Annotated in this window: 20 protein-coding genes; 12 read left to right on the forward strand and 8 right to left on the reverse strand. The window is 65.3% G+C overall.

Annotated elements, in window-relative coordinates; genetic code table 11:
• The first annotated feature begins 37 nt into the window (after positions 1-37).
• Positions 38-1,264: an ABC transporter substrate-binding protein gene (locus IF803_RS25060; protein ID WP_035631477.1), complete on the forward strand. Its 1,227-nt coding sequence runs from the start codon at positions 38-40 to the stop codon at positions 1,262-1,264.
• A gap of 198 nt (positions 1,265-1,462) precedes the next feature.
• Here IF803_RS25060 and IF803_RS25065 read toward each other — a convergent pair whose 3' ends face one another.
• On the reverse strand, positions 1,463-2,122 hold the full coding sequence (locus tag IF803_RS25065) for an isochorismatase family protein (RefSeq protein ID WP_304498419.1): 660 nt from the start codon (positions 2,120-2,122) through the stop codon (positions 1,463-1,465).
• Between the two features lie 148 nt (positions 2,123-2,270).
• Between IF803_RS25065 and IF803_RS25070 the strand changes: the two genes are divergently transcribed.
• Positions 2,271-3,221 carry a helix-turn-helix domain-containing protein gene (locus tag IF803_RS25070; protein WP_461193830.1) on the forward strand — a complete coding sequence of 317 codons (951 nt, stop codon included), beginning with the start codon at positions 2,271-2,273 and terminating at the stop codon, positions 3,219-3,221.
• A 158-nt stretch (positions 3,222-3,379) separates the two neighbouring features.
• Here the strand turns inward: IF803_RS25070 and IF803_RS25075 are convergent, their stop codons facing one another.
• Both IF803_RS25075 and IF803_RS25080 read right to left on the reverse strand, forming a co-directional pair.
• Positions 3,380-4,654, reverse strand: coding sequence for an NAD(P)/FAD-dependent oxidoreductase (locus IF803_RS25075; protein ID WP_461193831.1), 1,275 nt, complete (start codon positions 4,652-4,654; stop codon positions 3,380-3,382).
• 115 nt (positions 4,655-4,769) lie between these two features.
• Positions 4,770-6,176: a DHA2 family efflux MFS transporter permease subunit gene (locus IF803_RS25080; protein ID WP_461193832.1), complete on the reverse strand. Its 1,407-nt coding sequence runs from the start codon at positions 6,174-6,176 to the stop codon at positions 4,770-4,772.
• 181 nt (positions 6,177-6,357) lie between these two features.
• On the opposite strand from IF803_RS25080, the gene IF803_RS25085 reads away from it, so the two are divergent.
• Entirely contained in the window at positions 6,358-6,666 is a 309-nt protein-coding gene (locus IF803_RS25085; RefSeq protein ID WP_028333780.1) for a hypothetical protein, read from the forward strand.
• Positions 6,667-6,716: 50 nt separating this feature from the next.
• Positions 6,717-7,613, forward strand: coding sequence for a sigma-70 family RNA polymerase sigma factor (locus IF803_RS25090; RefSeq protein WP_461193833.1), 897 nt, complete (start codon positions 6,717-6,719; stop codon positions 7,611-7,613).
• A gap of 187 nt (positions 7,614-7,800) precedes the next feature.
• On the opposite strand, the gene IF803_RS25095 is transcribed toward IF803_RS25090, so the two are convergent.
• Positions 7,801-8,520, reverse strand: a complete 720-nt coding sequence (locus tag IF803_RS25095) for a DUF805 domain-containing protein (protein ID WP_461193834.1) — start codon at positions 8,518-8,520, stop codon at positions 7,801-7,803.
• A 223-nt stretch (positions 8,521-8,743) separates the two neighbouring features.
• Between IF803_RS25095 and IF803_RS25100 the strand changes: the two genes are divergently transcribed.
• From IF803_RS25100 to IF803_RS25120, 5 genes are all read left to right on the forward strand, one after another.
• On the forward strand, positions 8,744-9,916 hold the full coding sequence (locus IF803_RS25100) for an ABC transporter substrate-binding protein (RefSeq protein WP_461193835.1): 1,173 nt from the start codon (positions 8,744-8,746) through the stop codon (positions 9,914-9,916).
• Positions 9,917-10,179: 263 nt separating this feature from the next.
• A complete protein-coding gene (locus tag IF803_RS25105) occupies positions 10,180-11,097 on the forward strand; it encodes a branched-chain amino acid ABC transporter permease (RefSeq protein ID WP_018269575.1) in 918 nt (305 codons plus the stop codon).
• Entirely contained in the window at positions 11,094-12,041 is a 948-nt protein-coding gene (locus IF803_RS25110; RefSeq protein ID WP_461193836.1) for a branched-chain amino acid ABC transporter permease, read from the forward strand. Before IF803_RS25105 ends, IF803_RS25110 begins: the two co-directional genes overlap by 4 nt.
• A gap of 4 nt (positions 12,042-12,045) precedes the next feature.
• Entirely contained in the window at positions 12,046-12,813 is a 768-nt protein-coding gene (locus tag IF803_RS25115) for an ABC transporter ATP-binding protein (protein WP_461193858.1), read from the forward strand.
• 7 nt (positions 12,814-12,820) lie between these two features.
• Positions 12,821-13,549, forward strand: a complete 729-nt coding sequence (locus IF803_RS25120; protein WP_461193838.1) for an ABC transporter ATP-binding protein — start codon at positions 12,821-12,823, stop codon at positions 13,547-13,549.
• 185 nt (positions 13,550-13,734) lie between these two features.
• Here IF803_RS25120 and IF803_RS25125 read toward each other — a convergent pair whose 3' ends face one another.
• The gene (locus IF803_RS25125; RefSeq protein WP_461193839.1) at positions 13,735-14,310 is read right to left on the reverse strand and encodes a TetR/AcrR family transcriptional regulator; all 576 of its coding nucleotides are present in this window, start codon (positions 14,308-14,310) and stop codon (positions 13,735-13,737) included.
• A 59-nt stretch (positions 14,311-14,369) separates the two neighbouring features.
• Between IF803_RS25125 and IF803_RS25130 the strand changes: the two genes are divergently transcribed.
• The gene (locus IF803_RS25130; protein WP_461193840.1) at positions 14,370-15,530 is read left to right on the forward strand and encodes an enolase C-terminal domain-like protein; all 1,161 of its coding nucleotides are present in this window, start codon (positions 14,370-14,372) and stop codon (positions 15,528-15,530) included.
• Between the two features lie 133 nt (positions 15,531-15,663).
• Here the strand turns inward: IF803_RS25130 and IF803_RS25135 are convergent, their stop codons facing one another.
• Positions 15,664-17,100 carry a glutamine synthetase family protein gene (locus IF803_RS25135; protein ID WP_461193841.1) on the reverse strand — a complete coding sequence of 479 codons (1,437 nt, stop codon included), beginning with the start codon at positions 17,098-17,100 and terminating at the stop codon, positions 15,664-15,666.
• Between the two features lie 114 nt (positions 17,101-17,214).
• Positions 17,215-18,573, reverse strand: a complete 1,359-nt coding sequence (locus IF803_RS25140; protein WP_461193843.1) for an aromatic ring-hydroxylating dioxygenase subunit alpha — start codon at positions 18,571-18,573, stop codon at positions 17,215-17,217.
• Between the two features lie 124 nt (positions 18,574-18,697).
• Here IF803_RS25140 and IF803_RS25145 point away from each other — a divergent pair, with 124 nt between their 5' ends.
• Entirely contained in the window at positions 18,698-19,483 is a 786-nt protein-coding gene (locus IF803_RS25145; protein ID WP_461193844.1) for an IclR family transcriptional regulator domain-containing protein, read from the forward strand.
• Between the two features lie 153 nt (positions 19,484-19,636).
• Here the strand turns inward: IF803_RS25145 and IF803_RS25150 are convergent, their stop codons facing one another.
• Positions 19,637-20,629, reverse strand: a complete 993-nt coding sequence (locus IF803_RS25150) for a helix-turn-helix transcriptional regulator (protein WP_259245216.1) — start codon at positions 20,627-20,629, stop codon at positions 19,637-19,639.
• Positions 20,630-20,709: 80 nt separating this feature from the next.
• Between IF803_RS25150 and IF803_RS25155 the strand changes: the two genes are divergently transcribed.
• Positions 20,710-22,242, forward strand: a complete 1,533-nt coding sequence (locus IF803_RS25155) for a benzoate-CoA ligase family protein (RefSeq protein WP_461193845.1) — start codon at positions 20,710-20,712, stop codon at positions 22,240-22,242.
• Positions 22,243-22,298: the final 56 nt, after the last annotated feature.

Raw genomic sequence — 22,298 nt, forward strand, 5'->3', positions numbered from 1 at the left:
AGCAAAAGGTCGATTGAGGAAACATGGGAGGGAGACGATGAGGGGCTTCGGGGTTGGGCGATTGAGGATTGGACTTGCGCTGGCATTGGCCTGCGCCGCGGGCAGCGCACGCGCGGAGATTTCCGGCGACGTGGTGCGCGTCGGCGTGCTCAACGACATTTCCGGCATCTTCCAGGACACCAACGGCATGGGTTCGGTGGAAGCCGCGCGCATGGCCGCGGAGGATTTCGGCGGCGGCGGCAAGGGCATCAAGGTCGAGATCGTCTATGCCGATCACCAGAACAAGGCCGACGTGGGCTCGGCGATCGCGCGCAAATGGCTCGATGTCGAAGGCGTCGATGCCATCGTCGACGTGCCGAACTCGGCGGTCGGGCTCGCCATCAACACCATCCTGCGCGATAGCCGGATGACGTTCCTGGCGTCGTCGACCGCGAGCTCCGATCTCACCGGCAAGGCCTGCTCGCCGAACACCATTCAATGGGTCAACGACGCCTGGGCCACCGGCAACACCACCGCGGCCGCGATGATGCAGCGCGGCGGCAAGGATTGGTATTTCGTGACCGTCGATTATGCACTCGGCAAAGGCATTGAAGCTGAAGCGACGAACTACATCGAGAAGCACGGCGGCAAGGTTTTGGGCTCGAGCAAACATCCGCTCGGCACGTCGGACTTCGCGTCCTTCCTGCTCCAGGCGCAGAGCTCGAAAGCAAAAGTGATCGGGCTCGCCAATGCCGGCGGCGACACCATCAACGCGGTGAAGCAGGCGGCCGAGTTCGGCATCCAGCAGGGCGGCCAGACCATGGTGGCGTTCCTGCTGTTCGTGAACGACATCCACGGCATGGGCCTGAAGGTGGCGCAGGGCCTGCAGCTGCTGGAAGCTTTCTACTGGGACATGAACGACGACACCCGCGCGTTCGCAAAGCGCTTCGCCGCGCGTCCCGGCATGAACGGCAAGATGCCGAGCGGCAACCAGGCCGGCGTCTACGCCTCGACGCTCGCCTACCTCAACGCGGTTGCCGCCACCGGCAGCGACGACGCCAAGGCGGTGGTGCCGCAGATGAAGACCTTCAAGGGCAAGGACAGACTGTTCGGCGAAACCACGATCCGCCAGGACGGCCGCGTCATCCACCCGATGTATCTGTTCGAGGTGAAGAAGCCGGACGAGTCGAAGTACCCCTACGACTATTACAAGCTGATCGCGACCATCCCGGCCGACCAGGCGTTCCGCCCGCTGGCCGACGGCGGCTGCTCACTGGTGAAGTGAGCCGCGCCGCGAACACCGCTGCGCCCCCTCTCCCCTTGTGGGAGAGGGTTGGGGTGAGGGGTATCTCTCCATGCGGCGTGCTGCGCGGAGAGACCGCGACCCCTCACCCGGATCGCATTTCGCTTCGCTTCATGCGTTCCGGCCTCTCCCACAAGGGGAGAGGCGGACCGAATGTGCGGTGCGCTGTTCGTGAACTCGCTACGCTGCCTTCGCTGCTCCGTCAGCCACCTTGACCCGCGCCAGCATCTCGGCCGCCGTCATCACATGCGCGGTGGAGAACGCGAGGATCGTCAGCGTGGCGCGGTGTACCTCCTCGGCGGACAGCGCGCCCTGGCCGACATCCGGATAATCGAAGGTGCCCGTCGCGTCCGACAGGAAGACGACCTTGTAATTGTGGAACATGGCGTCGCGCGCGGTGGCGTGGCAGCAGTTCTCGGTCGTGGTCCCCGAGATGATCACCGTGGTGATGCCCCATTCGCGCAGGATGAGATCGAGATCGGTGGCGAAGAACGCGCTGTAGCGGTGCTTCTTGATGACGTGCTCGCCGGGGGCGGGCGCGAGGTCGTTGAAGATCTCGACGCCCTCGGTGCCGTCGACCAGCGACGACCGGTCGGCGATCGGCGAATAGAGATCGTCATAGAGCCCCATGTCGCTGCCGTCACGGCGATGCACATGCGCGGTGTAGACGACGCGGATGCCCTTGTCGCGGCAGGCCTTCAGGGTCTGCGCCAACCGCGGCACCATGGCAGCGGCCTGGGCCGAACGCAGCTTGGCGCCCTCGGCCACGAAATCGTTCTGCATGTCGACGACGATCATGACGGTGCGGGCGGGATCGATGATTTCGCATTGGTAGCCCATGTGGTGTCTCCTCCTGGTGAGAGACAATGTCTACGCCGGTTCCCGCGATCGTTCTTGGCTGCGCCGGCCAGCCGCTGGTCTCTGCTTGCCAGAATGGGGGGCTGGACGCAGAATATCCCGCTGCCGGGTTGGGCGGGAGCAAGGTCCGATGCAGACCCCAGATCACACAGTCGTCGCGCAAACGCTTGTTGCGCCGGGCGACAGTTTCGACCGCTGGCATCACGTCACCTGCCGCGAATTCTCGCTGACCGAATGCCGCCGCGTCGCCGACGAGGCGTTCCAGGCATCGATCTCGATCCGCCATCTCGGCCCGCTTGCCATCAACGACATCTGGTCTTCGACGCCGGCCGCCGACCGCATCCGGGTGATGCGCAGCGCGAGCGACGTCCGCAGGGATCCGCGCGACTATTTCATGCTGTGGCTCACGCTGCGCGGCGAGGTCAGCTTTGCGCAAGGCGGCCGCGACGTCCGCATGCGCTGGGGCGATCTGATGCTCCATGACCAGGCGCAGCCGTTCACGCTGGAATTCGCCCCGAGCGCGCGCGCGATCATGGTGTCGATCCCGCGGCCGCTGCTGCTCGCAGGCCTGCCGGATGCGCAGCGCCTGACGGCGCGGCGGGTCGGCAACGCGTCGAAAGTGGGAGCGCTGGCGGGATCGCTGATCCGCCGGCTGACGCAGCTCGATGACGCGGCCGGACCTGCGGCGATACGGCTTAGCGCGGCGGCACTCGATATTTTCGCGACCACGCTGCAGACCGAGCTGACGGACGAAGGGCCGCAGCGCGGCGACGAACGACTGGTGCGGGTCAAGGCCTACATCCTGGCCAATCTCGACGATCCCGGGCTCGATCTCGATGCGATCGCCACCGCGCAGAACATGGCGCCGCGCACGCTCAATCGCCTGTTCGCGCGCGAAGGCTCGACGCCGATCCGCTGGCTGTGGCAGCAGCGCCTCGCCGGCGCCTACCAGGCGCTGGCCGAGCGGCGCTTCAGCCATGTCACCGATGTCGCGCTGAGCTTCGGCTTCAGCGACGTCTCGCATTTCAGCCGCGCCTTCAAGGCCGCGTTCGGCCGCTCGCCGCATCAGGTGATGGGGTGAGGAACTCGCAAAATCTCGAGCCACGTCATTGCGAGCGGAGCGAAGCAATCCATCTCACCGCTTGCTGAGAGATGGATTGCTTCGTCGCTATCGCTCCTCGCAATGACGGTGTTCCCACGGACGGCCATAGCGTGAGCGCGCCCAGCTCCGCGAGAGCGCTACTGCGCCACCTTGCTGCTGCCTTGCGTGATCAGCCGTGCGGCGCGCTGGTCGCGGGTGTGGATCCAGAGCCAGTTCATCGCCACCGCAATCCGATGGCGCACGCCGATCAGGAAGTAGATGTGGGCGAGGCCCCAGATCCACCATGCCAGCGAGCCGCGCAGCTTGAGCCAGCCGAAATCGATCACCGCCTTCTTCTTGCCGATCTGGGCGAGGCTGCCGGCATGCTTGTAGCGGAACGGCGGCAGCGTCTTGCCGTCGAGCCGGGCCTTGATCAGCGCGGCGACGTAGCGCCCCTCCTGCTTGGCGGCCGGCGCGATGCCCGGCACCGGATTGCCGTCGGGATCCTTGATCGTGACGGTGTCGCCGACGGCGAAGACATCGGGATGGCCCGGCACGGTGAGATCGGGCTCGACCTGCAGCCGATGGGCGCGATCGGCCGGCGCGTTCAGCCATTCGGCGGCGCGCGAGGCGCGCACGCCGGCAGCCCAGACGATGGTGCGCGCCTCCAGCCGCTTGCCGCCGAACACCACGCCGTCGGCCGAGCATTCGGTGACCGGCTCGCCCAGCATCACCTCGACGCCGAGTTTTTCCAGCGACGCCTGCGCATAGGCCGAGAGATCGTCGGGAAATCCTGCCAGCACGCGCGGGCCGGCCTCGATCAGCACCACGCGCGCCTTGCGCGTATCGATGTGACGGAAGTCTTGCGGCAGCGTGTCCTTGGCGAGGTCCGCGATGGTGCCGGCCATCTCGACGCCGGTCGGCCCGGCGCCGATGATGACGAAGGTCAGCAGCGCCGCGCGCTTGTCCGGATCGGTCTCGCGCTCGGCGCGCTCGAAGGCGACCAGGATGCGCCGCCGCAGCGTGGTGGCGTCCTCCAGTGTCTTCAGGCCGGGCGCGAACGGCTCCCATTCGTCATGGCCGAAATAGGCGTGGCGCGCGCCGGTGGCGAGGACCAGCGTGTCGTAGGGAATGCTGCCGCCGTCGTCGAGCTGCACCTGCTTCGCCGCGGCGTCGACGCCGCAGACATTGGCGAACAGCGTCGTCACCTCGGGCCGGTCGCGCAGCAGATAGCGGATCGGCCAGGCGATCTCGCTGGTGGCAAGCGAAGCGGTCGCGACCTGATAAAGCAGCGGCTGGAACAGATGGTGGTTGCGGCGGTCGATCAGGGTGATCTCGACCGGCGCGCCCGCGAGGCCGAAGGCGGCTTCCAAGCCGCCGAAGCCGGCGCCGACGATCACCACGCGATGAGGTTTGGCCGGCGCTTGCGTCATCTGATGTCGCTCTCGGGTTCGAACGGCTTCGTCGTTTGATTATGTATTCATTCGCCGCCTCATTCCAACACGAAATGCCCGATCACCCGATAGCAAAACCCAATCGCCGCAAGCCTCACGCATCCTGCGGCGCGGCCGCGGCGACCGCCCGCCGCCGCATCGGCAGGAACAGTCCCGCGACCGCGCCGGCGAATGACAGCGTTGCGGCAAGGCTCATCGCCGATGCGAATCCGTTGGCGAAATGTCCGGATGAATCGGCTGCGCCATTGGCGGTGAAGCTCGCCACCAGCGCCGCGATGCCGAACATGCCGCCGAGGAAGCGGCCCATGTTGAAGACACCCGACGCCTTGCCCATCTCGCTGACGGCGACCGCGCCCAGCACCGCGTTCAGCGCGGCCGGCATCGCCATCGACACGCCGACGCCGGCAAGCACCAGCGGCGCGACCAGCGCCGAATAGGGTACCGTGGGACTCACGATCTCGCTGATCCATCCGAGCCCGATCGCCTGCATCAGGAGGCCGGCGACGACCAGCGTGCGCTCGCCGAACCGGTTGACCGCGGCGCCGGCGATCGGCGCGGTGACGAACAGCGTCGCCGTCCACGGCAGCAAACGCAGCCCGGCACCGAAGGCGTCGAAGCCGAGCGCGATCTGCAGGAACTGCGGCAGCAGGAACAGCACGCCATACATCGCGGCATAGAACAGCACGCTCGCAGCCATGCCTGATGCAAAAGGCCTGGCCGCGAACAGCCGCATCGGCACCATCGGGCTTGTGGCGCGCAGCTCCCACAGCACGAACAGCGCCGCCAGCGCGACGCCGGCGATCAGCGCGCCCGAGACTTCCGCGCTGGCCCAGCCGACACTGTTGCCGCGCAGCAGGCCCCAGACTAATGCGAGCGCCGCGAGCGCCACCAGTGTCAGCCCGGCGATGTCGAGCGGCGCTGCCGGCCCAAAACTTTCGCGCAGGCGCGTGATCACGAGGGCGATCGCGACGAGGCCGATCGGCAGGTTGATCCAGAAGATCCAGCGCCAGCCGAGATGTTCGGTGATGAAACCGCCGATCGCGGGACCGATGATCAGCGCGCAACCGGTGATGCCGCTGAAAATGCCGAGCGCGCGGGCGCGCTCCTCGCGGCCGAAGGCGCCGCTCAGGATCGCCATCGCCAGCGGCATCACCAGCGCCGCGCCTGCGCCCTGCAGGGCACGGGCGGCGATCAGTGCCGTGGCGTTGCCGGCCAGCGCGCAGGCTGCGGATGCCACGACGAACAGGCCGATACCGGCCGCGAACATCCTGCGCCGCCCGAACCGGTCGCCGAGCGCCGCGCCGGTCAGGAGCAGCACCGCGAAGGTCAGGTTGAAGGCGTTGACGGTCCATTGCAGCGTCTCCACCCGGCTTCCGAAATCGGCGCGGATGGTGGCGAAGGCGGTGGTCATGATCATGGCGTCCAGCGCCATCATGAAGGATGCCAGCGCGGTGAGGCCGAGCACCCAGCGCTGTTCGGCGCGCTGCTGAGGGGTCTGCATGGTCGTTCTCCGTTGCCGCGCCGCGAGGTTGCGGCGCGCTTCGCCGGCAAGGACGAACCGGAACGGGCAAAGGATGCGGCCGAAATTTATTTTTGCGGGACCGCATCCTTTGGCGGTTGGTGAACGTCCTTGGGTCTGACGCGGCCGGTTCAGGCCGCAGAACCAGGCCAAGGAGGCTGCGATGAGACGGACCCTGATCAGGTACAAGGCGAAGCCGGAGATGGCGGAGAAGAATGCCGCGCTGGTGTCGGCCGTGTTCGCCGAGCTGAAGGCGGCGAGGCCCGACGGCGTGCGCTATCTGACCCTGCGGCTGGAGGACGATACCTTCATCCACATGGTCGAGACCGCGGCCGAGGACGGCTCGAGCCCGATCCCGAAACTGGCCGCGTTCCAGGCCTTCCAGGACGGCATCCGCGATCGTTGCGCCGAGCCGCCGCTCGTTCGCAGTGCGGTGATTGTCGGGAATTATCGTATGCTGGATGAGCCGTGAACCGACAAGCGTTGAACCGGCGGGCAGTGCACCGATCTGGCGGAGCCATCATGACGTCACCACACCAAGCGCCGGCCGCGACCGACGTCGACGCGCTCTTGGCGGCGATGCGGCCAAGGCTGCATCGCTACTGCGCCCGTATGGTCGGGTCCGTCATCGACGGCGAGGATGTGCTGCAGGACGCGCTGATCAAGGCGGTGGAAGCCTTCGGGGCCGCCGCGCCGATCCAGAATCCGCAAGCCTGGCTGTTCCGGATCGCGCATAACACCGCGCTCGATTTCCTCAGGCGGCGCAACCGCCAGGAAGCGCTCCACGCGCCGGAGGAGGTGGACATGATGGCCGGAGAGCTCGATGACGTAGGCCGCCGCGAGATCGCCGCGACCGGCCTGCGCACCTTCATGCGCCTGCCGGTGGCACAGCGCTCCAGCGTGATCCTGATGGACGTGCTCGGCTGCTCCCTGCAGGAGATCTGCGGCATCATGGATTTCAGCCTGCCTGCGGTGAAAGCCGCGCTGCACCGTGGACGCACGCAGCTGCGCGAGTTTGCCGCCGAGCCGGACGACGCGCCGCGGCCCGGCCTGTCGCCGGCCGACCGCGTCAGGCTCAACGCCTATGTCAGCCGCTTCAACGCCCGCGACTTCGACGCCATCCGCGCCATGATCGCCGATGACATCAGGCTCGAGCTCGTCAACCGGACACGGCTGAACGGCAAGGCCGAGGTGTCGCGCTACTTCGGCAATTACTCGAAGATCGACGACTGGCACCTGGTGACCGGACAGGTCGAGGGACGTCCGGCGATCCTGGTGTTCGATCCGAACGCACAGGGCGCGCCGCCGCGATCGTTCATGCTGCTCGACTGGTCGGCCGACAAGGTCGCGACGATCAGGGATTTCCGCCACGCGTCCTATGCGATCGACGGCGCCGAATGGGCGGTGGACAAGGGGTGATCGGCTTTCGCCGCCAGCCTGTGGCTTGGTGATCGCGCCACAAACTCCGCGTCGTCCCGGACAAGCGAAGCGCGATCCGGGACCCATAACCACGAGTGGGAATCGTCTTGGATCGCTGGGGCCACAGCTTGCTTCGACAACACAGGACGGTGGTTATGGGTCCCTGCTTTCGCAGGGACGACAGCGGCTAGCGCGTCTTTCCGCCGAACTCACCGTTGGCGATCCGCGCGACGCGGCTGCCGCCTGCGGCCGGTGCGCTGTTTCGTTGAAACAGGCCGTCGCCGCTGGTCTCACGCGGCAACGGCGGCGGTTCTTCGAAATAGCCGCCGCTCCGCCAGACCAGCAGGACGATGTTCATTGCGCCATTGACGGCCGCGCCGACCACCGTTTCGGTGTGCTGATAGGTCAGCGCATATTCGGGAAATCGTCCGGCGATGGCTCTGTCGAGCACGATGAGGGCGATCCATGCCGCCATCACGCAGACCGGATCCCAGCCCATGTCGCGCACCCGCATCGACTGCAGCATGAAGCAGATGACGAGCATGCCGTAGAAGGCAATGACCAGCACGGGGTTGCTCGATGCCTGCGCCAGCAGCACGTCCATACTGCCGCTCGCCGGTGCGTTGCCGGTGACGCCGTAGACCAGCATCATAAAGCCGAGGCCCACCACGAAGCTGCAGAAGAAGAAAGCCAGTCGGCCCATCCGGGCATTGAAGCCGAAGATGTAATTCAGCATGTGACGTACCCCTTTGGCGGCAGCGTCGGCCAGGGATGCTTTCCGGACCATGAAGCCCGCAGGCGCTTGCCGGCCCGTGGTTTCCGGGTGCTTTACCGGATCGTTAAAGCCTGCTGCAGTGCGGGCGTGGGTCGTTGCGGAAGGCCGCTGCCTGCGACAATCGTTGCCCACGCAACCGGCATTATATTTCTTGCCATGGTCGATTTAGACGAATTATGATGCAAGGTGCTGGGGTATGCGCCGAAGGTTCTAAGTGAGCGCCGTCGGTTCATGCTTGCTGCAGACTTGCGATATCGCGCACAAAATACGTCACAGAACGACGCGCGCAAAGCGTGACCCCCGGGCCCTCTTGGATCGAGCCTGGCGGGATCTTTGGTTGAGGAGGGGAGTGAATATGAAAAAGGCATTTTGGCTGGCAGGCGCCATGGCTCTGGCGCTGGCGCAGCCCGCGACGGCGGCTGACAGCGTCAAGATCGGCTTCGTCTCGACCTTCAGCGGTCCGACCGCCGTGATCGGCAACGACATGCGCAATTCCTTCGAGCTCGCGCTCGACCATCTCGGCCGCAAGATCGACGGCAAGCCGGTCGAGGTGATCTACGAGGATGACCAGCAGAAGCCCGATGTCGGCAAGCAGAAGACCGAAAAGCTGGTGCAGTCCGACAAGGTCGACTTCATCGTCGGCTACATCTGGTCGAACGTGCTGCTGGCGTCGCTGAAGACCGCGGTCGATTCGAAGACCTTTCTGATCTCGGCCAATGCCGGTCCGTCGCAGCTCGCCGGCGAACTGTGCTCGCCTTACGTGTTCTCGACCTCCTGGCAGAACGACCAGACCCCGCAGGCGGTCGGCACCTACATGAACCAGAAGGGCGTCAAGTCGGTGTTCCTGATCGGCCCGAACTACGCCGCGGGCAAGGACATGCTGGCCGGCGTCAAGAGCACGTTCAAGGGCGAGGTGGTCGGCGAGGAATATACGGTGTGGCCGAGCCAGCTCGACTTCTCCGCCGAGCTCACCAAGGCGAAGAACTCCAAGGCCGAGTCGATCTTCGTGTTCTATCCGGGTGCGGCCGGCGTGCAGTTCCTGAACCAGTACGCGCAGGCCGGCATCAAGCAGCAGATTCCGCTCTATACCGCGTTCACGATCGACGAATTGTCGCTGCCGCTGCAAAAGGACAATGCGCTCGGCGTTCCCGGCGCGCAGCAATGGGTCAACGACCTGCCCAATGAGGAAAACAAGAAGTTCGTCGCCGACTACCGCAAGAAGTATCCGGGCCTGCGGCCGACCTTCTACGGCGCGCAGTCCTACGACGCTGCCAACCTGATCAACAGCGCCGTGGTCGCGGTGAAGGGCGACCTGACGAAGAAGGACGCGATGAAGGCCGAGATGGAGAAGGTGAACTTCAAATCGGTGCGCGGACCGTTCAAGTACGGCAACAACCACATTCCGATCCAGAACTTCTACCTGCAGGACGTGGTCAAGGACGCCGAGGGCCAGCTGTCGCTGAAGACGGTCGCGACCATCGTCAAGGACGATCAGGATCGCTTCCACGACAAGTGTCCGATGAAGTGATTGTCGGGCGTCTTTTTGGCGCGCGGCTTGCTTTCGGTTCACCTCGCCCCGCTCTTGCGGGGAGAGGTCAATCGCGAAGCGATTGGGTGAGGGGCTCTTTCCGCGAATTCGGCTCGCAGAAAGAGCCCGTCACCCCAACCCTCTCAGGGCGAGCTTTGCTCGTCCCGGCCCCGCAAGAGCGGGGCGAGGGAGAACAACAAGCCGTATAAGCGGCGGCGCATGCGCGCTGCCGCTGTTTCATTTAAAGGTGACGTAGCCTCACGATGTATCTCGTCGTCGAACAACTTCTGAACGGCCTGCAATTCGGTCTCCTGCTGTTCCTGCTGGCGGCCGGACTGACGCTGGTGTTCGGCATCATGGACTTCGTCAACCTGGCGCATGGCTCGCTCTACATGATGGGCGCCTATTTCGCCGCGACCTTCGTGGCCTGGACCGGCAGTTTTGTTCTTGGCGCGCTGATGGCGTTAGGGGCGACCTTGCTGCTCGGCATCGTGCTGGAATATGTCGCGCTCAGGCATCTCTATGGCCGCGACCATCTCGACCAGGTGCTGGCGACGTTCGGCCTGATCCTGTTCTTCAACGACGCCGTCCGGCTGATCTGGGGCCCGGCGGGTCTCGCGCTGCCGCTGCCGGCCTGGCTCACCGTGCCGGTGCAGATCATTCCCGGCGTTTACTATCCGGCCTACCGCCTCATGATCATCGTGGTCGCGCTGGCGGTCGCAGCGATGCTCTATCTCGTCGTGATGCGCACCCGCATCGGCATGCTGATCCGCGCCGGCGCCTCCAACCGCGAGATGATCGGGGCGCTCGGGATCAACATCAAGCTGCTGTTCACGCTGGTGTTCGGCCTTGGCGCGGCGCTCGCAGGGCTCGCCGGGCTGATGCAGGCGCCGATCCTCACCGTGCAGATCGGCATGGGCGAGAACATCCTGATCCTGGCCTTCGTCATCATCGTGATCGGCGGCATCGGCTCGATCCGCGGCGCGTTCATGGCCGCAATCTTCGTCGGCATCATCGACACGATGGGCCGCGCCTTCCTGCCCGACCTGCTGCGCAAGGTCTTGAGCGGGGCGGCGGCGTCCACCGCGGCGCCGGCGCTGTCCTCGATGCTGATCTACCTCCTGATGGCCATCATCCTTGTGCTGCGGCCCGAGGGGCTGTTCCCGGCGGCCAAACGATGACGGGTAAGCTCAACGTCTCCAATGTGGTCGCGGCGCTGATGTGTGCCGCCCTGATCCTGCTGCCGCTCTATTCGGCGGTCACGGGCAATATCTTCATCCTCACGCTGTTCACCCGCATCGTGATCTTCGCGCTCGCCGCCGCGAGCCTCAATCTGATCATGGGCTATGGCGGCATGATGAGCTTCGGCCACGCCGCCTATCTCGGCATCGGCGGCTATGCCGTCGGCATCCTCGCCGCCGAGGGCATCGGCTCCGGCTTCATCCAGTGGCCGGTGGCGCTCGCCGTCTCGGCGCTGTTTGCGCTGCTGATCGGCGCGCTCTCGCTGCGCACCCGCGGCGTCTACTTCATCATGATCACGCTGGCCTTTGCGCAGATGGCCTACTACATCGCCTCCGCGCTGTCGCGCTACGGCGGCGACGACGGGCTCACCGTCTACAAGCGCAGCGATTTCGCCGGCCTGATCAACCTGTCGGATCGCAACCAGTTCTATTACCTCTGCCTGGCCTGCCTGTTCGGCGGCCTCTATCTGATCTGGCGCATCGTCAATTCGCGCTTCGGCCTCGTGGTGCAGGGCGTCCGCTCCAACGAGCAGCGCATGCAGGCGATCGGCTTCCATGCCAATCGCTACCGCCTGGTCTGCTTCGTGATATCAGGCACGATCTGCGGCCTGGCCGGCGCGCTGCTTGCCAACAACACCGATTTCGTCAGCCCCGCCGTGATGTACTGGACCCGCTCCGGCGATCTCATGGTGATGGTGATCCTCGGCGGCATGGGCTCGCTGTTCGGCCCCGTCATCGGCGCGATCGTCTATCTCCTGCTCGAGGAGCTGCTGTCGCAGTTCACCGAATATTCGGGGCTGATCCTGGGTCCGGTGCTGCTCCTGATCGTGCTGTTCGCGCGCGGGGGCATCATGGGCCTGCTCGGGAGGATGCGCCGTGGCTGATTCCTTGCCTGATCCCTTGCTCCGCGTCGACAATCTGGTCCGCCGCTTCGGCGGCATCACCGCGACCGACAACCTTTCGATGGAGGTGGTGCCAGGCGAATTGCACGCGATCATCGGCCCCAACGGCGCCGGCAAGACCACGCTGATCAGCCAGCTCACCGGGCAGGTGATGCCGAACTCCGGCACCATCCGCTTCGCCGGCCGCGACGTCACGAACCTGCCGTCCTACAAGCGCAGCCGGCTCGGGCTGGCGCGCTCGTTCCAGATCACTTCGCTGCTGAAGGATTTCTCCGCGATCGACAATGTCGCGCTGGCGGCGCAGGCGCATGACGGCCACTCGTTCCGCTTCTGGGGCAATGCGCGCAAGGAGCGGCATCTGCGCGAGTCCGCGCGCGCGGCGCTCGAGCGCGTCGGCCTCGGCACGCGCGCCGATATCGTGGTGTCGCAATTGAGCCATGGCGAGCAGCGCGAGCTCGAGCTCGCGGTCGCGCTCGCCACCAGGCCGCAGCTGTTGCTGCTGGATGAGCCGATGGCCGGGCTCGGCGTCACCGAATCGGCGCGGATGGTCGCGCTGCTGAAGGAGCTGCGCAAGGAAGTCACCATCGTGCTGGTCGAGCACGACATGGAGGCGGTGTTCGCGCTCGCCGACCGCATCACGGTCTTGGTCTATGGCCGCGTCATCGCCTGCGACGTGCCGGATGCGATCCGCAAGCATGACGAGGTCAAGCGCGCCTATCTCGGCGAACAGCATGCGGTGACGCGCCATGACTGAAGCCAGGATGGCTGATACCAGAACCGCTGATACCTTGCTCGAAGTCGATGGGATCGAGACCTGCTACGGGCTGAGCCAGGTGCTGTTCGGCCTGTCGCTCCAGATCAAGTCGGGCGAGATGGTCGCGCTGATGGGCCGCAACGGCATGGGCAAGACCACGACGATTCGCTCGATCATGGGCCTGACGCCGGCGCGATCAGGCGCCATCCGTTTCGCCGGCGAGGCGGTGCGCGGCCTGCCGTCCTACAAGATTGCAAAGCTCGGCATCGGCCTGGTGCCCGAAGGCCGCCAGATCTTCCCGAACCTGACGGTGCGCGAAAATCTCGTCGCCGCGTCGGGCAATCGCTTCGGTGCCTCCGACCCCTGGACCATCGACAAGATCCACGCGCTGTTTCCGCGGCTCGCCGAACGTACAGGCAATATGGGCGTCACGCTGTCCGGCGGCGAGCAGCAGATGCTCGCGATCGGCCGCGCGCTGATGACCAATCCGAAATTGCTGATCCTCGACGAGGCGACCGAAGGCCTCGCGCCTTTGATCCGTGACGAGATCTGGAGCTGCCTGTCGATGCTGAAGGGACGCGGGCAGTCGGTGCTGGTGATCGACAAGAATGTCGGGAACCTCGCCCGCATCGCCGATCGCCACTACATCATCGAGCGCGGCCGCACGGTGTGGAGCGGCACCAGCGAGCAGCTGCTCGCCGAACCGGATCTGCAGCACAAGTATCTCGGGATTTGAGCAGCAAGCATTGCCGTATCGCCGTCATCCTGAGGAGCCTGCGTAGCAGGCGTCTCGAAGGATCGATGCCCCGGCTGGTGGCCGTGCATCCTTCGAGACGCGCGGAGCCTGTCATCGGGCCGCGCTTCGCGCGGACCCGTTGGCGCTCCTCAGGATGACGGATCAGAGAGGCGGGCTGCCGCGGCTTACCGTGAAGAGCCTCGCAGCAGTCGCTTCGCTGCGTCGGCTGCCGCCGACGCATAGGCGCGATCGCCGTGCACCAGCATCAGGGAGATCGCGCCCTCCGACAGCAGCCAGATCTCGCGTGCACGGCGGTCAGCCTCGCGGACACCGGCCCGCTTCAGCAAGTCGCCGAGATGGGTTTCGAGCAAGGCCTTGTGTCGGCGCGCAATTGCGCGTGCGGGATGGCCGGGGAGATCGGCCAGCTCGATGACCAGCCTGGTGAATCCCGAGCCGGCCCATCGCGGCCTGTCCGCCCAGACCGCGAGGTCGCGGAACAGGCCGTCGATGATCGCCGCCGGCGAGCCGGACAGCTTGTCGCCAAACGTCGCGAACGCAGCCAGGGCCAGTTCGTTCTGGGCTTCGAGCACGAAGGCGAGCAGCTGATCCTTGCTTTGAAAATGATTGTAGAGCGTGCGCTTCGTAACCCTCGTCGCCGATGCGATCTCGTCCATGCTCACGCGGCTGTATCCGCGCTGGCGAAACAGGACGTATGCGGCCGCAAGGATGCGCCGCCGGGTCGGTTCTGCAGATCGCGCCATGCAGCCACCTCTTAAATATACCAGGTAGTGAATTTACATCGGTTGAAAAACCAATTGGAATGGCTTTCCGGGATTGTTCGGCCCGCGCCAGTCAGCTTCCTCGCGCTGCGAAAGCCAATGCCATGCCCGATTCATTGACGCTCAGAGAGATCAAAGCTCGTCCGGTGGTGATCAAGCTGAAGCGGCCCGTGGTCGCGCGCATTGCCACGCTGTCGGAGTGGCCGCTCGTTCTCGTCGATCTGGTGACGGAGGAGGGCATTGTCGGGCGAAGCTATCTCGAGCCTTACATCGTGAAATCGCTGCGATATCTGGTTCCGGCGTTGCATGATCTCGGCGAATTGCTCAGAGGTCGGAGCGTGGCGCCCGTCGAGTTGTTCGCGGCGGCGCGCAAATCGCTTCACTTCGTCGGCTATGAGGGATTGTCGATGATCGCGGCGTCGGGCCTCGACATGGCCGCGTGGGACGCGTTGGCGAAAGCCGCAAACAAGCCGCTGTGCGTGCTGTTGGGGGCGACGGTCGGCGCCGTGAGATCCTACAACAGCAACGGCCTTTGGCTGAAGGAGCCGGCCGCCGTCGCAGCCGAGGCTTTGGAATTGCGGGACGAAGGAGGGTTTGCAGCCCTGAAATTGCGCCTCGGCAGAAGCGATCCGCACAAGGATCTGGCGACCCTCGACGCCGTTCGAAAAGCAGTCGGCGATCGCATGCATTTGATGGTGGACTACAACCAGGGGCTAAATCTCGCCGAAGCCATCGAACGGTGCCATGCGATCGATGATTATGGCCTCGACTGGATCGAAGAGCCCGTCGTCTATGACAATCTTGACGGGCACACCCAACTGGCGGCGGAGCTGAAGACGCCGATCCAGATCGGCGAGAACTTCTATGGTCCGAGGGAGATGCATAAGGCGATCGCGAAAAAGGCTTGCGACCTGGTGATGCCGGATTTCATGCGCATCGGCGGGGTAACGGGCTGGATGCGCGCGGCTGCGATCGCCGGCGCGGCGGGTATCCCCATCTCAACGCATCTTTATCCGGAAGTTGCCGCTCACGTCATGCGCGCAACCGAGACCGCCCATTGGTTGGAATGGCAGGACTGGGCCGATCCGATTCTCGAACGGCCATATGAAATCAAGGATGGTCTTTTGCATATTCCCGACACGCCTGGTGTCGGTCTGGAATGGAACGAAGCGGCCGTTGCGGCTCACCTTGCAAGCGTCTAAAGCGCGATGAGATTGGGTTGAATCGTCATCGCGCTTTAGCTCCTTCTTTGAGCATGATCTTTTCGGAAAAACCGCTTCACACTTTTCCGGATCATGCTGTAGAGCGGCGGGGGCGCCTGCGCCGACGCTTCCGTCAAAACATCTCGAAATATTCGCGGTGCTCCCAGTCCGACACCTCGGCCTGGAAGCGTTCGATCTCCGCGTTCTTGATGAAGACGTAGTAGTCGACGAACTCCGGCCCCAGCGCCTGACGGAAGAACGGATCGTCGTTGAGGGCGAACACCGCCTCGCGCAGCGATTTCGGCAACAGCGCGGCCTTGGTCTCGTAGGGCGTGTCGGCGGACGGGCCGGGGTCGAGCTTGCGGTCGACGCCGTCGAGGCCGGAGAGGATCTGGCTTGCCATGTAGAGATAGGGATTGGCGGCGGGTTCGCCGATCCGGTTCTCCAGCCGGGTCGCCGGATCGCCGGCCGCTCCGAGCACGCGGATCATCACGCCGCGGTTGTCGCGGCCCCAGATCGCGCGGTCCGGCGCCAGCGAATAGGAGCGGTAGCGCTTGTAGCCGTTGATGGTCGGCGTCGTGAACACGGTTGAGGCGCGCGCGTGCTCGATCAGGCCGGCCAGCCAGGCGCGGCCGAGCGCGCTCAGCGGCTCGGCGGTTTCCTTGGCCATGAAGGCGTTCTCGCCGCCCGCGCGCGACACCAGCGACTGGTGCAGGTGCCAGCCGCTTGCGAACACGTTCGGCAGTTTCGGCCGGCACATGAAGGTCGCGTGATAGCCGTGGCGGCGCGCGATCTGTTTCACCGCCGAACGAAACAGCACCATGGTGTCGGCCGGCGCGAGCCCGACCGTCGGCGCGAAGGTGAATTCGCACTGGCTCGGGCCGAACTCGACCTCGACCGAGCGCAACGGCAGGTCGAGCGCGATGATATCGCGGCGAATGATCTCGAGCGCCGGCTCCATCAGGTCGTAGCGCTGCTCGGTGAGGTACTGATAGCCGTGCGACAGCAGGCTGACCGACGGCGGCCGTCCGGGCTGGCCGGCATCCTCCGGCGCCATGTGGGCGTCGTCGAGCTTGAACAGATGGAATTCGACCTCGAGGCCGGCGACGAAATCGTAGCCGCGGCCGGCGAGCTGATCGAGCACCTTGCGATAGAGGTTGCGGGTCGCGAACGGCACCGGCCGGCCGTCGCTGAAATAGAGGTCGCAGAGCAGCCAGCCGGTGTTGTCAGCCCAGGGCAGCACGCGGAACGTGGTGGGATCGGCGACCATCAGCACGTCGGCCGCGCCTTCCATCTCCTTCATGCCGAAGCCGCCGCCTGATGTGAACACCGGAAACACCGTCTTGTGCGAGGTGTCCTTGGCGAGCATCGTCGTGGTGATGGAGCAGCCGCCCTCCAGCGTGCGCAGCGCTTCGCCGGCGATCAGCGTCTTGCCGCGCAGGATGCCATGCTGGTCGGGGAATGACAGGCGGATGACTTCGAGGTTCTTCTCCTCGACGATGCGGCGGAGGCGCTGTGCGGCCTCCTTCTGCTCATCCGACCACAGGCCGTGACGCTCGACGAAGCTCACCGCGTCACTCCTTTGTTGCTGTCGTTCCGGGATGGTCCGAAGGACCAGACCCGGAACCTCGAGATTCCGGGTTCGATGCTGCCGCATCGCCCCGGAATGACAAGTCCACACACATCACTCCGCCGCCGTCAGATGATGCACCTTGCCGGCGATCTCGCGCGGCACCGGGGCGGCCCATGGCGCGCCGCGGCGGCGCTTGACGTCGACTTCCATCCAGTAGAGCTCCCAGCCCTGGGTCGGCCCGATGCCGTCCATCGTGGCCGGGCCCTGGATGCTGCGCGCGGAGGCGTCGTCGAGGAACAGCATCGGCTTCTCGCCGCCTGCAACCTTCTCGATCTCCTGTCGCAGCAGGCGACGGTACTGCACGATCGCCTTGTCGCTCTGGCCGAGATGCTCGTTGGTGCGGTCCTGGATCGCCCCCATCGATTCCACCGCCCACTGGTCATGCACGTTGATGTCGGTGCCCATGCCGGTATAGGTCTCGGTCGCCTGCTCGTGCGGATCGAAGCCGTAATCGTTGCTCTTGTTCTTGCGCGACTTGTAGTCGGGCAGCGTATAGAGCTCGAGCCGCTGGTCGCGCATCTTCTGCTTGTCGACCGGCGCCGCGTAGCTGGTGAAGATCGCATACCAGTAGCAATTCTCGTCATCGACCGGCACGTGCCACTGCGTGATCGTCATCTCGGTCGACATCGGGATGACGAAGCCGTGCGGGAATAGCTGGTTGGTGACGCGCACATGGGTGCGCTCGTCGCCGAGCTCGCGCAGCGCGATCAGGCGCAGACCGTATTCGGTGTGCTCGACATTGATGATGGGCCGATCGTATTCGCGCAGGATCTTGGTCATCGGCATGTCGCTGCCGGCCGAGGCGCCGCGGAATTGCTTGCCGTAGGCGGCCGAGGTGTCCTCGTCCTCGAAGAAGCGATGCAGAAAGGAGGCGTGCGCCGGATCGATGCCGACCTCGAGCGCCTGCAGCCAGTTGCAGTTCATGTGGCCCTTGAATGCGAACGTGTGGCTGCCGGGCGCGACGAAGCAGTCGAGCTCCGGAAAGGCGGGCGGGGCGCCTTCGCCGAGCCAGGCCCACAGGATGCCGCTCTTCTCGACCACGGGATAGGAACGCTGCCTGATGCCCTTGCAGAGCTGCGAGCCGGCCGGCTCCGCCGGCGTCTCGATGCACTGGCCTGACGTGTCGAACAGCCAGCCGTGGAAGGCGCAGCGCAGCCCGCCATTCTCGAGCCGGCCGAAGGCGAGGTCGGCGCCGCGATGCGCGCAATGGCGATCGATCAGCCCGTAGCTTCCGTCCTCGCCGCGGAACAGCACCAGGTTTTCGCCGAGCAGGCGCACCGGCCGAACCGGGCGCGGCCCGTCCAATTCATCCACCAGCGCCGCCGGCTGCCAGTAGCTCCGCATCAGCTTGCCGCACGGGTCCTTGCGGCCGGTGCGGGTGATCAGATCGTTCGCTTCCTGGCTCATCATGGCGGCGTCTCCCGGATTTGGATTTGTTCGCCTATTGAACGAATGTGCGAATTATGCCATGTCTGTCTTGGACAGCAAGTGCAATTTTTGAACCGTTCAAAGCCAAAGCCCAACCTAAAACGCCATGCCCAAGCTGAAGCGGACCGACCAGGACGAGCGCGCCACCGACTTCGTCGAGGCGCTCGATCGCGGCCTGCGCCTGTTGCAGGTGTTCGGCACCGTGTCGGGTCCTGCGACGCTGAGCGATCTGGCGCGCGCCGCCGATCTGCCGCGCGCCACCGCGCGCCGCATCCTGTTCACGCTCGCGCATGGCGGCTTCGTCGCCACCGACGGCAAGCTGTTCACGCTGACGCCGCATGTGCTGACGCTGGCGGGCTCGTTCCTGCAATCCAACCAGGTGGTGACGGTGCTGCAGCCGGTGCTCGATCGCATCGCGACGGCAGCGCAGGAGATTGCCTCGCTCGCACTGCTCGACGGCGACGACGTCGTGTTCGTGGCGCGCTCGAGCCCGACCCGGGTGTTCTCCGCCGGTCTCGACATCGGCTACCGGCTCCCGGCGTTCTGCACCTCGGTCGGCCGCGCGATGCTCGGCCGGCTCACTGATGCCGAGCTCGCGGCGCGGCTGAGGACGATGCGCCGCGATCCGGTGACGGCGCAGACCGTCACCGATCCGAAGAAGCTGCTCGCCACCATCATCGCCGATCGCGCGCAGGGCTACTCACTGGTCGATCGCGAGGCCGAGCCGCATTTCCGCTCCATCTCGGTGCCGGTGCACCGCTACGACGGCACCATCGTCGCCGCGATCAACATGGGCGCGCATGTCGATCGCGTGCCAATGCAGGAATTGATCGACCGCTTCCTGCCGCTGCTGCGCGACGGCGCCGATGATGTGAAGAGCCGGTTGCTGTAGTTTTAATGCGTGGGAGGTCCCTCATGGTGAGGAGCGCGAAGCGCGTCTCGAACCATGAGGCCCGACTAGTGGCCTCGTCCTTCGAGACGCTTGCTGCGCAAGCTCCTCAGGATGAGGGGATAAACCGGTTGTGACGCAGGAGTTGTGGTGCGCCTACAGCGCCACGCTGCGCAGCCCGAACGAGCGCGCCTCGTTCTGCAGCACCGGTCGCACCGAATCGATCAGCCGCGCGGCGGCAGCGTCGACCGAGAGGCCGGCGGTGTCGACCACGGCGGATGCACGGGCGTAGAGCGGCTCGCGGCTGACCAGGATGTTGCGCAATTCCGCCATCGCCGAGCGGTCGTCGGCCATCGGGCGCAGATCGCCCTGGCGGCGGACGCGGGCCATGTGCTCTTCCGGCTCGGCCTTCAGCCAGATCGTGTAGAACGACGACAGGATCAGGTCGAAGGTCAACGCCTCGGAGACGATGCCGCCGCCGGTCGCCAGCACCATCAATTCCTTGCGCGCGAGCAGCTGCGTCAGCGCGGCCTGCTCCATGCGGCGAAAGCCCTCCTGGCCGTACAGCGCGATGATCTCGGCAACCGAGAGGCCGTTCTGCGCCTCGATCTCCTTGTTGAGCTCGACAAAGCTCCAGCCGATCTTCTTCGCCAGCATCCGCCCGAGTGTGGTCTTGCCGGCGCCGCGCAGGCCGATCAGCGCGATGCCGGAGAAGGAGGCGCGGCGCGGCGCCAGCGGGCTGCTGCCGGCGAGCATGTCCTTGGCCTGCGCGATCTGGCTCGGCGACGCCTTGCGCAGGAGATCGCGGATGACGGCCCAGTCCGGCACGGGCTCGCTGGAGGGAATCAGGTCCTCGAGATGCGCACCCATCGCGCCTGCGACACGGCGCAGCAGCACGATCGAGACATTGCCTTTGCCGCTTTCGAGCTGGGCGATGTAGCGTTCGGAAATGCCGGAAACCTTGGCGAGCACCTTGCGCGACATGCCGCGCAGGGCGCGCATCGTGCGCACGCGCTGGCCGAGCTGCTCAAGGAAGTCGGTTTCCGGGTCGTTGGCTGCGGTCATGATCCCTGTACGACGCGCGGTCCTGACTGAATCAGACCGAGGTTCTAGGAAACATAGTGCCGATAAGGATTGACAGCAAGCCAACGTGGTGGCTTTGTATGAATTATAATTCTTAAATTCACAGGAGAGGGAAGCGTGGCACGTCCGGGTCCGAGGAGCGGAGCATGACTTACAACGCGGTCTCCTGGCTGCTCGACCGCAACGTCGATGAAGGCCGCGGCGACAAGGTCGTGTTCGACGATACGGTGTCGCAAATCACTTATGGCCAGTTGCAGCAGCAGACCCGCCGCGTCGGCAACATGCTGCGCCGGCTCGGCGTCCGCCGCGAAGAGCGGGTCGCCATAATCATGCTGGACACGGTCGACTTCCCGATCGTATTCCTGGGCGCGATCCGCGCCGGCGTGGTGCCGGTGCCGCTCAACACGCTGCTGACCGCGGAGCAGTATGGCTACATCCTCGGCGATTGCCGGGCCCGCGTGCTGTTCGTGTCGGAAGCGCTGCTGCCGGTGGTCAAGGACATCATCGCGCGCATGCCCGACCTCGAGCATGTCGTGGTCTCCGGCAAGGACGCGCACGGCCACAACAAGCTGTCCGATGAGATCGCGCGCGAGAGCGACGCGTTCGCGACCGCGCCGACGCACGCCGATGAGCCGGCATTCTGGCTCTATTCGTCGGGCTCGACCGGCATGCCGAAGGGCGTGCGCCATCTGCATTCCAATCTCGCGGCGACCGCGGAGACTTACGCGAAGCAGGTGCTCGGGATCCGCGAGGATGATGTCGGCCTCTCGGCAGCAAAGCTGTTCTTCGCCTACGGACTCGGCAATGCGCTGACCTTCCCGATGTCGGTCGGCGCCACCACGGTGCTGAACTCCGAGCGGCCGACGCCGGCCGTGATATTCGCGCTGATGAACAAATATCATCCCAGCATCTTCTTCGGCGTGCCGACCCTGTTCGCGGCGATGCTGAACGACGAAGCGACGAAAACGCAGTCCGGCGGCAATCGCCTGCGCGTCTGCACCTCGGCGGGCGAGGCGTTGCCGGAATCGGTCGGCAATGCCTGGCGCGCACGGTTCGGCGTCGACATCCTCGACGGCGTCGGCTCGACCGAGCTGTTGCACATCTTCCTGTCGAACGCGCCCGGCGACATCAAATATGGCTCGTCCGGTCGTCCGGTGCCCGGCTACAAGGTGCGGCTGGTCAACGAGGCCGGTGCCGACGTCGCGGACGGCGAGGTCGGCGAGCTGCTGGTCGATGCGCCCTCGGCCGGCGAGAGCTACTGGAATCAGCGGGCCAAGAGCCGCGCCACCTTCGAGGGCGCCTGGACCCGCACCGGCGACAAATACACGCGCGATGCCGACGGCCGTTACACCTTCTGCGGCCGCGCCGACGACATGTTCAAGGTCTCGGGCATCTGGGTCTCGCCATTCGAGGTCGAGAGCGCGCTGATCACCCATCCCGCGGTGCTGGAAGCCGCCGTCGTGCCGGAAGCCGATCCGGAAGGCCTGCTCAAGCCGAAGGCCTATGTCGTGCTGCGGCCCGAAAGCTCGGCCGCCGGCCTGCACGAGGCGCTGAAGGAGCACGTCAAGCAGAAGATCGGCCCGTGGAAATATCCGCGCTGGATCGATGTCGTCGACAATCTGCCGAAGACGGCGACCGGGAAAATACAGCGATTCAAGTTGCGGGATGGCGCGCAATAGTCAGGCGTCGTCCCGGCGAAGGCCGGGACCCATACGCCGTGGCTTTCGTTTTGAAA

The sequence above is a fragment of the Bradyrhizobium sp. UFLA06-06 genome (assembly GCF_054820065.1).

Bases quoted from the DNA above. Each gene is read 5' to 3' on its own strand.
- IF803_RS25070 (WP_461193830.1), top strand. From the start codon at position 2,271: ATGCAGACCCCAGATCACACAGTCGTCGCGCAAACGCTTGTTGCGCCG.
- IF803_RS25090 (WP_461193833.1), top strand. From the start codon at position 6,717: ATGACGTCACCACACCAAGCGCCGGCCGCGACCGACGTCGACGCGCTC.
- IF803_RS25105 (WP_018269575.1), top strand. From the start codon at position 10,180: ATGTATCTCGTCGTCGAACAACTTCTGAACGGCCTGCAATTCGGTCTC.
- IF803_RS25145 (WP_461193844.1), top strand. From the start codon at position 18,698: ATGCCCAAGCTGAAGCGGACCGACCAGGACGAGCGCGCCACCGACTTC.
- IF803_RS25155 (WP_461193845.1), top strand. From the start codon at position 20,710: ATGACTTACAACGCGGTCTCCTGGCTGCTCGACCGCAACGTCGATGAA.
- IF803_RS25065 (WP_304498419.1), bottom strand. From the start codon at position 2,122: ATGGGCTACCAATGCGAAATCATCGATCCCGCCCGCACCGTCATGATC.
- IF803_RS25120 (WP_461193838.1), top strand. From the start codon at position 12,821: ATGGCTGATACCAGAACCGCTGATACCTTGCTCGAAGTCGATGGGATC.
- IF803_RS25085 (WP_028333780.1), top strand. From the start codon at position 6,358: ATGAGACGGACCCTGATCAGGTACAAGGCGAAGCCGGAGATGGCGGAG.
- IF803_RS25110 (WP_461193836.1), top strand. From the start codon at position 11,094: ATGACGGGTAAGCTCAACGTCTCCAATGTGGTCGCGGCGCTGATGTGT.
- IF803_RS25130 (WP_461193840.1), top strand. From the start codon at position 14,370: ATGGCTTTCCGGGATTGTTCGGCCCGCGCCAGTCAGCTTCCTCGCGCT.
- IF803_RS25140 (WP_461193843.1), bottom strand. From the start codon at position 18,573: ATGATGAGCCAGGAAGCGAACGATCTGATCACCCGCACCGGCCGCAAG.
- IF803_RS25100 (WP_461193835.1), top strand. From the start codon at position 8,744: ATGAAAAAGGCATTTTGGCTGGCAGGCGCCATGGCTCTGGCGCTGGCG.
- IF803_RS25075 (WP_461193831.1), bottom strand. From the start codon at position 4,654: ATGACGCAAGCGCCGGCCAAACCTCATCGCGTGGTGATCGTCGGCGCC.
- IF803_RS25080 (WP_461193832.1), bottom strand. From the start codon at position 6,176: ATGCAGACCCCTCAGCAGCGCGCCGAACAGCGCTGGGTGCTCGGCCTC.
- IF803_RS25125 (WP_461193839.1), bottom strand. From the start codon at position 14,310: ATGGCGCGATCTGCAGAACCGACCCGGCGGCGCATCCTTGCGGCCGCA.
- IF803_RS25060 (WP_035631477.1), top strand. From the start codon at position 38: ATGAGGGGCTTCGGGGTTGGGCGATTGAGGATTGGACTTGCGCTGGCA.